This window comes from Mesorhizobium sp. M6A.T.Ce.TU.002.03.1.1 (assembly GCF_003997275.1).
GTDB classification, from domain to species: domain Bacteria; phylum Pseudomonadota; class Alphaproteobacteria; order Rhizobiales; family Rhizobiaceae; genus Mesorhizobium; species Mesorhizobium mediterraneum.
This window is the reverse complement of the sequence record NZ_RZTI01000169.1, coordinates 1-10,602: the sequence shown is the minus strand read 5'-3', so window position 1 is coordinate 10,602 and position 10,602 is coordinate 1. Positions and strand designations below refer to the sequence as shown.

The following is a 10,602-nucleotide window of genomic DNA, read 5'->3' as shown; positions in this document are numbered from 1 at the left end:
GGCGGGCGCCATGTCCAACCCGGTGGACCTGACGAAGACGCTTGGCGTGACGGTCAAGGCGAACGAGGACTGACCGGAACGGTCCCTTGAAGCGAAAAGCCCGGCGCGATACCGGGCTTTTTTGTGAAAAAACAGAATCGGTTGCGGGAGATTCTTAAACCTCTTTCTTGGCCACGGCGACGCGCAGCGACAATTCGCGAAGCTGCTGCGGGCTGGCTTCCGACGGCGCGCTCATCAACAGGTCATAGGCCTGCTGGTTCATCGGGAACATCGTCACTTCGCGCAGATTCTTGGCGCCGACCAGCAGCATGACGACGCGATCGATGCCGGCCGCCATGCCGCCATGCGGCGGTGCGCCATACTGGAAGGCACGATAGAGGCCGCCGAAGCGCTCCTCAATCGTGTCGCGATCCAGCCCGACGATCTCAAACGCCTTGACCATGGTCTCCGGCAAATGGTTGCGGATGCCGCCGGAGGCGATCTCGAAACCATTGCAGACCATGTCATACTGGAACGCCTTGATGCCGAGCAGATCCTCGCCGTTGAGCGCATCGATGCCGCCTTGCGGCATGGAAAACGGATTGTGGGCGAAATCGATCTTTTTCTCGTCTTCGTTCCATTCGAAGAAGGGAAAGTCGACGATCCAGCAAAGTTCGAAACGGTCGCGGTCGACAAGGTTCAGCTCCTCGCCGGCGCGGGTGCGTGCGGCGCCCGCGAACGAGACGAACTTTTTCGGGTCGCCTGCGACGAAGAAGGCAGCGTCGCCATCGGCAAGGCCGAGTTGCTGGCGGATCGCCTCGGTGCGCTCCTCGCCGATATTCTTGGCGAGCGGACCGGCGCCCTCGAGCTTTTCACCCTCCTTGCGCCAGAAGATGTAGCCGAGGCCCGGCTGGCCCTCGCCTTGCGCCCAGGAATTCATGCGGTCGCAGAAGGCGCGCGAGCCGCCGGTCCTGGCCGGAATGGCCCAGACTTCGGCCTTCGGGTCGTTGGCAAGGATGTTGGCGAATACCTTGAAGCCGGAATCGCGGAAATGATCGGAGACGGCCTGCATCTCGATCGGGTTGCGCAGGTCCGGCTTGTCGGTGCCGTATTTGCGCATGGCGACGTCATAGGCGATGCGCGGAAATTCGTGCGTCACCGGCTTGCCGGCGGCAAAGGCCTCGAACACGCCGCGCATGACCGGCTCCATGGTCGCCAGGATATCGTCCTGCTCGACGAAGCTCATCTCCAGGTCGAGCTGATAGAATTCGCCCGGCAGGCGATCGGCGCGCGGGTCCTCGTCGCGGAAGCACGGCGCGATCTGGAAGTAACGGTCGAAGCCCGACACCATGATCAATTGCTTGTAGATCTGCGGCGCCTGCGGCAGCGCGTAGAAAGTGCCGGGATGGATGCGCGACGGCACCAGGAAGTCGCGCGCCCCTTCGGGCGACGAAGCGGTCAGGATCGGTGTCGAGAATTCGGTGAAGCCGACCTCGCCCATGCGCTTGCGCATCTCGGCAATGATTTTCGTGCGCGCCACGATGTTCTTGTGCAGCGTGTCGCGACGCAGGTCGAGGAAGCGGTATTTGAGGCGGATGTCCTCGGGATAGTCCGGCTCGCCGAACACCGGCAGCGGCAATTCCTTGGCCGCCGACAGCACTTCGATCTCGCGCGCGAAAACCTCGATCTCGCCGGTCGGCAAATTGGCGTTGGCGGTCTCTGCCAGACGCGCCTTGACCTCGCCGTCGACGCGGACGACCCATTCGCCGCGCACGGTCTCGGCAATCTTGAAGGCCGGCGAATCCGGATCGGCGACGATCTGGGTCAGGCCATAGTGGTCGCGCAAATCGATGAAGAGGAGGCCGCCATGGTCGCGAACGCGATGCACCCAACCAGACAGGCGAACGGAAGAGCCGACGTCGCTCTTCCTCAACTGGGCACAGGTATGGCTGCGGTAACGATGCATTGTCATTGGTAAGTCCGGATGTTGATTGCGGCCAAGGCATGATGGCCTGGCCCGAAAATTTGCGCGAAAAGCACATGAGAGGCCGCCTTTGTCAAGGCAGACGGCGCTAGGGCAGCATCTCAGGTTGGACTTCGGCTCTCGCCCTACGCGATCATCGCTCGGAATAAGCTGCGATCCAACATCGACCGCCCATGGCGGTCAGCGGGTGAAGCGCGCACTATCGCCAGGCGTAGCAACCCCACACACAACAGCGGGATCGCGACGAAGCCCGCATGATTCCACCATTCGCCGGGACGGTACGTTCGAGGCTGATACGAGCTCATAGATGTGCGTCGCATGCAGATCGCGAAACACACTGACGATCATGCGAGCGTTGATGTGGTTGCCGAGCCCTCGGCCCCTCTGCGATTGCGCGACCGCAACCAGTCCACCCCACGCATATCGGTGATAGGTGCTGTAGGAATTGTGAGCCAAGTAGCCATGCGCGGTTGCCGCGACGGTACCCGTCTTGTCGCCCACCACTACTGTCGTCGCCGGTCCCACCGTTCCGGCCAGCAGCGACCCCGAAAATGGCACTACGCCCGACGCCGCCATGAACGCCTGGATGCGAGCCGTATACTCATCATCCGGCTCGGTCGGCTTGTCTTGATCGAGAAGTCCGTCGGGCAGTCCCTGATCGATAATTGCCTCAGACGCCGCCAGGGCACTTGCCTGGTCGGCCAAGAAAACGTCCCAGGTATCGTAGCGGAAGCCCCCCTTGGCCAATCTCGACTTGAGCTCATCCGCCTTGCTTGCTGGTATCATACGAAAGCCGCAGATGCCGTCGCGATTGAGGATCTTGTCGATCAGCTCCCACCCGAACCGGTCGGGATCATCGCACCCCATAGTGCGCCCGGTCTGGCACGCGCCGGGGGTCACATTGATGAAGTCGACACTCGCCTCAGCCTGAGCTTGCAGGCGTTGCTGAACCTCTGTGCCGAAATAGCCTGACATGGGAAGCCCCCTGTGACGTGCCCGATGGAGTATAGCAAGCACGATAGAATACAGCCAAGCTGGTTCCCGCTGGAACCAGCCCGGCTCCTTCAGGGTATGGCGCGGCGCGCAGGAGATTTTCGGCATCGCCCGTTCCGAAGCGGACTACGCGCCGCGGCTGACGGAAGGCGACTGCTATCTTCTGCTTTGATCGTGATTAGGGTGATCAAGCCGTGTACAATGGCCGTCCATTGATGTGAGGACTACCATGCGCATTCGCACATTGACTGTCCTGATGACACTGCTTGTCGGCACCTGCACATTTGCGCACGCTCAGCAGACAAAGCCGATGTCAATCGAGGTGTTTCCTTTCGAATTGGAGGACAAGAGCGCTGGGGCAGGAATAATTCCTCCTGATGAACACGATAGGCGCTATCTGTCCGAGTCGGCACAAATGGCGAAGGACATGCTCTCCAAGTCTGGACGTTTTACAGTCGTTGATGTGCCAGCGAGGGATGAGCAGGCGGGTGCGCCGCACGGCTTACGCAACTGCGGGGGCTGTGAAGGCAAAATTGCCAAAGAGCACGGCGCGTCTCTTGCCTTGCTCGGCGTCGTGACGCGCGTCAACCGAACAGAGCATACTATGTTCATTCGCATCCTCGACGCTGAAACCGGGAAAGCTGTTTTGCAAGGCTTTACCGATCTTCGCATGGGTCCGAACTACGCGTGGCCCCGCTCCGTGAGATGGCTGATGACAAACAGAATCCTGCGGTAGGCGGACAGCCACCCCAGTGCGCCGTCGGGAGTACGAAAGACCGCTCCCAAAGCCAAAATTCTAGTTGAGATACTGATTGCCGGTGCTGGCCCGCTAATCGCCGGGAATTGCCGCTGGCATTGGCGCAGGCGATGGTTCAAGAAGGATCAACGACAGGCCTTCCTTCATGTCCTCCATGCGCCCGCTGATCCCACTCCTTATTGCCGCCGGCATCCTGCTCGGCGGCAATGGACTGCAGAGCACCTTGATCGCGTTGCGCGGCGCGCAGGAGGGGTTTTCGGCCTCGACCATCGGCCTGATGGGCACGTTCTATTTCGCCGGCTTCCTGCTCGGCTGCCTCGCCGTAACCCACATCATGAAGGCCGTCGGCCATGTGCGCGCCTTCTCCGCGCTGGCGGCGATCGCTTCGGCGGGGACATTGCTTTTGGTGCTGGTCGTCGATCCGGTTATGTGGTGCGCAGTGCGCTTTGCCGGCGGGTTCTGCTTCGCCGGCCTGTTCACCATCATGGAAGCCTGGCTCAATTCCGGGGTCGCCAATAGGGACCGCGCTCGGGTGCTGGCCATCTACCGGATGGTCGACATCGGTTCGGTCACAGGCGCACAGTTCCTGATCCCGATCTTCGGCGCCGGCGGTTTCGCCATCTTCGCCATCATGTCGATCATGATCACGCTCTCGCTGGTGCCGGTGTCGCTCGGCGACCGCTCCAACCCGACTCCGCCGGAAGACGTCAAGCTCGACCTGGCCCGCGTCTGGCGGATTTCGCCGCTCGGCTGCTTCGGCTGCATCGCCGTCGGTGTCACCAACAGCGCCTTTCGCACATTGTCGCCGGTTTATGCCGAACAGATCGGCATGTCGGTCACCGACGTCGTCACCTTCGTCAGCGTCGGCATTTTCGGCGGCGCCATCATCCAGTACCCGCTCGGCTATCTGTCCGACCGCTGGGACCGGCGTTCCGTGCTGCTGATGACGACGTGTTGCGCGCTGCTGGCATCGCTGGCACTGGTGTTCTGGGCGCGCAGCGACCCGTCCCTCAACTTCGTGATCGTCTTCATCTTCGGCTGCTTCGCCATGCCGCTCTACTCGCTATCGGCGGCGCACTCCAACGACCGCGCCGACAAGGGCGAGTTCGTGCTGATCAACGCGGCGCTGATGCTGTTCTATTCCTTCGGCGCCATTGGCGGGCCGTTTGCCGCCTCGACGGCGATGCAGTATTTCGGGCCAAGCGCGCTGTTCGTGTTCACCGCGACCGTCTACGCCATCTTTGTCGTCGTCATCCTGTACCGGATGCAGGTGCGATCCGGCGTGCCGGCCGGCCATCGCAGCCGTTTCATCGGCCTTTTGCGCACATCGACGGTCTTCGCCCGGCTGGCCAAGCGCAATGATGATTCCAATGGGCCTGCGAAGCAATGATGACGGCCCATACGTCTTGAACCCGGGGCTGCCGCTTGACGAAAGCCCGCGCGGCTGAAATTGAAGGAGACCTTACCCTTTGCCAAAAGCGATTTGATGCACGTCATCACCACCCAAGAAGAACTCGAGACCGCTGTTGCCGCGTTCGAAAAGTCGGATTTCGTCACCGTCGACACCGAATTCATTCGCGAGACGACCTTTTGGCCGATCCTCTGCCTGATCCAGATGGCGGCGCCCGGCGTGACGGCGCTGATCGATCCGCTGTCACCCGACATCGACCTGAAGCCGTTCTTCAGGCTGATGGCCAACGAGGCCGTCGTCAAAGTCTTCCATGCGGCGCGCCAGGACATCGAAATCATCGTTCATCTCGGCGATCTGGTCCCGCATCCGGTGTTCGACACCCAGGTGGCGGCGATGGTTTGCGGCTTCGGCGACAGCGTCTCCTATGACCAGCTCGTCCAGAAGATAACCGGCGCCCGGCTCGACAAGTCCTCACGTTTCACTGACTGGCGCCACCGGCCGCTTTCCGAGAAGCAGCTCGACTACGCGCTTGCCGACGTCACCCATTTGATCGAGGTCTACCAGCACCTCAGCGCCGAGCTGGTGCGCGAGAACCGCGCCCATTGGCTGAACGAGGAGATGGAAGTTCTGACCGCGCGCGAGACCTACGATCCGCACCCGGAGGACGCCTGGAAACGGCTGAAGATGCGGCTGCGCAAGCCGCAGGAGCTGGCGATCGTGCAAGCGGTGGCCGCATGGCGCGAACGCGAGGCGCGCGAACGCGACGTGCCGCGCGGCCGGGTGCTCAAGGACGACGCCATCTACGAGGTGGCGCAGCAGGCGCCGCGCGATGCGGCAGCACTCGCCAAGCTGCGCACCACGCCGAAAGGCTGGGAACGCTCGGTGACGGCAACGGCGCTGCTTGGCGCGGTCAACACCGCGCTTGCCTTGCCCAGGGAAGACATGCCGAAGCTGCCGAAGAGTTTTCAGCCGCCCGAAGGCTCCAATGCCGCCGCGGAACTGCTGAAAGTGCTGTTGCGGATCGTCGCTGAAAAGGAGGGCGTCGCTTCGAAGGTGCTGGCCTCCAGCGACGACATCGACCGCATCGCCGCCGAGGGCGAGGCCGCCGACGTGCCGGCCTTGCAAGGCTGGCGGCGCGCCGTGTTCGGCGAGGCCGCGCTCAAACTGGTGCGCGGCGAGATCGCGATCAAGTTCGACAAGCGCAAGATCGCGCTGTTCGATTTGTAGCGTCTGCCACATCCTTCTCCCCTTGTGGGAGAAGGTGGATCGGCGCGTAGCGCCGAGACGGATGAGGGGTGCTGGAAGTAACGCTGCGTTAAAATATCGAATCATTTCAAGTTATCACGACTTGAAAGTCGCGATCCTTCCAACACCCCTCATCCGACCGAGCTTCGCTCGGCCACCTTCTCCCACAAGGGGAGAAGGGGGAGTCAGCGCTTTCTCTGACCGGCCAGGTGGAAAACCGCGATGACGATCACCGGCATCGCCAGAAGCGCGAATTTGGTGACGATCAGCGCCGAGGCGAAGGACAGCGAATCCGGATTGGCCGACAGGAAATCTGAGAGCAGGCGGGCCACCGCGAAGTTCTGCGCATAATCGGCAAGCGTGTAGGGCAGCACCAGGACAAGCGCGAACAGCGACTGGAGCTGCGCGGACAGCGCCCGGAAATTTTTCAGCCGCCGCCCCGTGGCCAGGATCAGGCTGACCAGCGTCAGCGACAGCAGCGCCGGGAACAAGAGGTCGAAGGTCAGATAATGCCAGACCAGGATGATCTCGCTGCCGCGCCGGCCGAGCGCCGTCAGCCAGGCCATGCCTTCATCCGGGGTGAAACCGGTCCAGCGCAAATCGAGCGACGGCAGGCCACCGCTCAACTGGCGGAAATACAGGAACTCCATCGCCGTCATGGCGACGAAAACCGCCACGCAGACGAAACAGAGTGCGGCGGCGTGGCGGGACAGCCGCAGCATCATTGCCGTCAGGCTTCGCGCAAGCTGGTCAGGCTCCGCCGGGATAATTCGGGCTTTCGCGGGTAATCGTGACGTCATGGGCGTGGCTTTCACGAAGTCCGGCGTTGGATATGCGTACAAAGGTGGCGCGGTCGCGGAAATCGGCAAGGTCGCGCCCGCCGACATAACCCATAGCGGCTTTCAGGCCGCCCGCAAGCTGGTGCAGCACGCCGGACACAGGTCCTTTGTAGGGCACCTGCCCTTCGATGCCTTCCGGCACCAATTTCAGCGTGTCACGCACCTCGGCCTGGAAATAGCGGTCGGCTGAGCCGCGGGCCATGGCGCCGACCGAGCCCATGCCGCGATAGGCTTTGAACGAGCGGCCCTGGTGCAGGTAGACCTCGCCTGGGCTCTCGTCGGTGCCGGCCAGCAGCGAGCCGATCATGGCGGCACTGGCGCCGGCGGCGAGCGCCTTGGCGAGATCGCCGGAATATTTGATGCCGCCATCGGCAATGACCGAGACGCCCGATTTCTGCGCCGTCTCGACCGCCGACATGATCGCCGAAAGCTGCGGCACGCCGACGCCGGCGACGATGCGGGTGGTGCAGATGGAACCCGGACCGATGCCGACCTTGACGGCGTCGGCGCCGGCATCGATCAGCGCCAGCGTGCCTTCTGCGGTGGCGACGTTGCCGGCCAGGATGCGGACCGAATTGGACAGCTTCTTGGCCCGCGTCACCGCATCCAGGACACGTTGCGAGTGGCCATGCGCGGTATCGATCACCAGAAGGTCGACGCCTGCGTCGATGAGGCGCTCGGCGCGCTCAAAACCGTCATCGCCGACGCTGGTGGCAGCCGCCGCGCGCAAGCGTCCTTGCACGTCCTTGGTGGCGTGCGGGTTGAGCTGCGACTTCTCGATGTCCTTGACGGTGATCAACCCGACGCAATTGCCGTCGCTGTCGACCACGACCAGCTTCTCGATGCGGTGCTGGTGCAGGAGCCGCTTGGCTTCGTCCTGATCGACGTTCTCCTTGACCGTGATCAGGTTCTCACGGGTCATCAGCTCGTAGACCTTCTGGGCCGGATCGGAGGCGAAGCGCACGTCGCGGTTGGTCAGGATGCCGACCAGCCGTCCGACCGTATGCCCGCCAGCGCCGCCATTCTCGACCACGGGAATGCCCGAGATGCTGTAGGTGCGCATCAGGCCCAGCGCGTCGGCGAGTGTCGCCTCGGGGCCGATGGTGACCGGGTTGACCACCATGCCGGACTCGAATTTCTTCACTTGCCGCACCTGCTCGGCCTGTTCGGCCGGCGAGAAATTGCGGTGGATGACGCCGATGCCGCCGGCCTGGGCCATGGCGATGGCAAGGCGCGCCTCGGTGACGGTATCCATGGCGGCGGAAAGGATCGGCACGTTCAGGTCGATGTCGCCGGCGATGCGGGTGCGGATATCGGTCTCGCCCGGCATGACCTCGGAATGACCCGGCTGAAGCAGCACGTCGTCAAAGGTCAGCGCCAACGCGCCCGTGGACGTTTCGATAATTTTTGCCATGGCCAGCCCTCGGAATGCATGAAAAGCGCTGGACCGGATGGACAGCGCCGACTCGTCTTCTTCCCTTTCAGGATTGGCGCTGGCTCGTAACACGTCCCGTCGCCGATGAAAAGCCGGTTGGTTGTGCACGTATGCGGGCTCGTGACCATTGCTTTGTGACGGCAACTATGCTAGGAATATATTCATGGTGCTGATTTGCGCCAATGACCCGCCGCCGAGGCGGGTTTTATTTTGCGCCATTCGTCGCACGGCTCCGACTGGCGCGCCTGCCAGGGTCGCACAAATGTGACGGCAAATTAAGGCGACATCCGACCCGACCCGTGATAACCGCCCTGCGTGTCGGCTTGCCCCCTTTGCCCCGAGGGACCGGCAAGCAATCGGCGGTGAACATTCAAATCCGGACGCGCTCCATGAACCGCACCATTCCGCTTATCCTGGCGGTCGCTCTTTTCATGGAAAACATGGATTCAACCGTGATCGCGACGTCGCTGCCGGCGATCGCCGTCGACCTGCAGACCAGCCCGGTCGCGCTCAAGCTGGCGCTGACCGCCTATCTGGTGTCGCTGGCGGTCTTCATTCCGATCAGCGGCTGGATGGCCGACCGCTTCGGCGCCAAGAACGTTTTTCGCGCGGCAATCGCCGTGTTCATCGTCGGTTCGATCGCTTGCGCCGTATCCAATTCGCTGCCGGCTTTCGTGGTTTCGCGCTTCCTGCAAGGCATTGGCGGCGCCATGATGACGCCGGTGGGACGCCTTGTGCTGGTGCGCGCCACGCCGAAAAGCGAGCTCGTCGCCGCCATGTCCTGGCTGAGCATTCCGGCGCTGGTCGGGCCGCTCGTCGGGCCGCCGGTCGGCGGTTTCATCACTACCTATTTCACCTGGCACTGGATATTCCTGATCAATGTGCCGATCGGGCTGATCGGCATCTGGCTCGCCACCCGCTTCCTGCCGGAAACCGAATCGGCGCAGACGCCGCCGCTCGACTTCATCGGCTTCGTACTGAGCGGGCTGGCGGCATCGGGCATCGTGTTCGGCCTGTCGGTGGTCAGCCTGCCCGCTTTGCCCCCGATTGCCGGCTTTCTCACCGTGGCGGTCGGGCTGGTATCAGCGGTGCTTTACCTCCTGCATGCGCGCCGCGCCAGGAATCCGCTGCTGGCGCTCGATCTGTTCCGCAACCAGGTGTTCCGCTCCTCGGTCCTCGGCGGCGGACTGTTCCGCATCGGCATCGGCGCCGTGCCTTTCCTTTTGCCGCTGATGTTCCAGATCGGCTTCGGGCTGACGCCGTTCCAATCAGGAATGATCACCTTCGTGGCGGCGATCGGCGCCATCGGCATGAAATTCGTCACGGCGCTGATCTTCCGGGTCGCCGGGTTCCGCCGTGTGCTGATCTTCGGCTCGCTGATCGCGGCGGCGTCGATCGCCATCAACGGCTTGCTCACGCCGGAGACGCCCTATCTGCTGATCCTCGCCGCCCTGCTCGTCGGCGGCTTCATCCGCTCGATGTTCTTCACCGGCATCAACGCGCTTGCCTATGCCGAGATTTCGGCTGCCGACACCAGCAGGGCAACGCCGATCGCCGCGGTGTTCCAGCAACTGTCGATCGCGCTCGGCGTGGCGCTGGCCGGCGGCATCCTGGAAGTGTCGACGACAATCCATGGCGGGCGGCTGATGCTGAGCGACTTCCACATCGCGTTCTTCATCGTCGCGGCCGTGTCGGCGGCCGCTTCGCTGTCATTCATGCGGCTGGCGCCGGACGCCGGCAACGCCGTGTCGGGATATGGCGGGCTGACAGCGCCCAAGACGCTGGAGGTGGGCCCACCGGGTGGTTGAGGGCTCCTTCCCTTCTCCCCTTCTTGAGACCTTTGCACAGAAGCCGAACGGTGATTCTGTGGTGAAGGTTGGAGCAGGGAGATTCGGGATGGCGGATCGTGTTTTGGGTCAGTTGAGTCTGGCGGACGGTCTGGCGGCGTCGGATGAGACG

8 protein-coding genes are annotated in these 10,602 nt (G+C 62.9%); 4 read left to right on the top strand and 4 right to left on the bottom strand.

Annotated elements, in window-relative coordinates; translation table 11 throughout:
* Window positions 1-154: 154 nt before the first annotated feature.
* Together aspS and EOC93_RS30180 are read right to left on the bottom strand one after the other, a co-directional pair.
* Complete coding sequence (aspS, locus tag EOC93_RS30185; protein WP_164759334.1) at window positions 155-1,945, bottom strand: aspartate--tRNA ligase; 1,791 nt, start codon at window positions 1,943-1,945, stop codon at window positions 155-157.
* 198 nt (window positions 1,946-2,143) lie between these two features.
* Window positions 2,144-2,938 carry a GNAT family N-acetyltransferase gene (locus EOC93_RS30180; RefSeq protein WP_164759333.1) on the bottom strand — a complete coding sequence of 265 codons (795 nt, stop codon included), beginning with the start codon at window positions 2,936-2,938 and terminating at the stop codon, window positions 2,144-2,146.
* Window positions 2,939-3,185: 247 nt separating this feature from the next.
* On the opposite strand from EOC93_RS30180, the gene EOC93_RS30175 reads away from it, so the two are divergent.
* The 3 genes from EOC93_RS30175 (at window position 3,186) to rnd (ending at window position 6,351) form a co-directional block, all read left to right on the top strand.
* A complete protein-coding gene (locus EOC93_RS30175) occupies window positions 3,186-3,692 on the top strand; it encodes a DUF3280 domain-containing protein (protein WP_095485730.1) in 507 nt (168 codons plus the stop codon).
* Between the two features lie 166 nt (window positions 3,693-3,858).
* Window positions 3,859-5,103 carry an MFS transporter gene (locus tag EOC93_RS30170; RefSeq protein WP_127206446.1) on the top strand — a complete coding sequence of 415 codons (1,245 nt, stop codon included), beginning with the start codon at window positions 3,859-3,861 and terminating at the stop codon, window positions 5,101-5,103.
* A gap of 96 nt (window positions 5,104-5,199) precedes the next feature.
* Window positions 5,200-6,351, top strand: coding sequence for a ribonuclease D (gene rnd / locus EOC93_RS30165; protein WP_095485728.1), 1,152 nt, complete (start codon window positions 5,200-5,202; stop codon window positions 6,349-6,351).
* A gap of 203 nt (window positions 6,352-6,554) precedes the next feature.
* Here the strand turns inward: rnd and EOC93_RS30160 are convergent, their stop codons facing one another.
* Together EOC93_RS30160 and guaB are read right to left on the bottom strand one after the other, a co-directional pair.
* A complete protein-coding gene (locus EOC93_RS30160) occupies window positions 6,555-7,094 on the bottom strand; it encodes a hypothetical protein (RefSeq protein ID WP_164759332.1) in 540 nt (179 codons plus the stop codon).
* A gap of 25 nt (window positions 7,095-7,119) precedes the next feature.
* Window positions 7,120-8,622: an IMP dehydrogenase gene (gene guaB, locus EOC93_RS30155; protein WP_095485726.1), complete on the bottom strand. Its 1,503-nt coding sequence runs from the start codon at window positions 8,620-8,622 to the stop codon at window positions 7,120-7,122.
* Window positions 8,623-9,032: 410 nt separating this feature from the next.
* Between guaB and EOC93_RS30150 the strand changes: the two genes are divergently transcribed.
* Window positions 9,033-10,451: a DHA2 family efflux MFS transporter permease subunit gene (locus tag EOC93_RS30150; protein WP_127206445.1), complete on the top strand. Its 1,419-nt coding sequence runs from the start codon at window positions 9,033-9,035 to the stop codon at window positions 10,449-10,451.
* Window positions 10,452-10,602 lie beyond the last annotated feature (151 nt).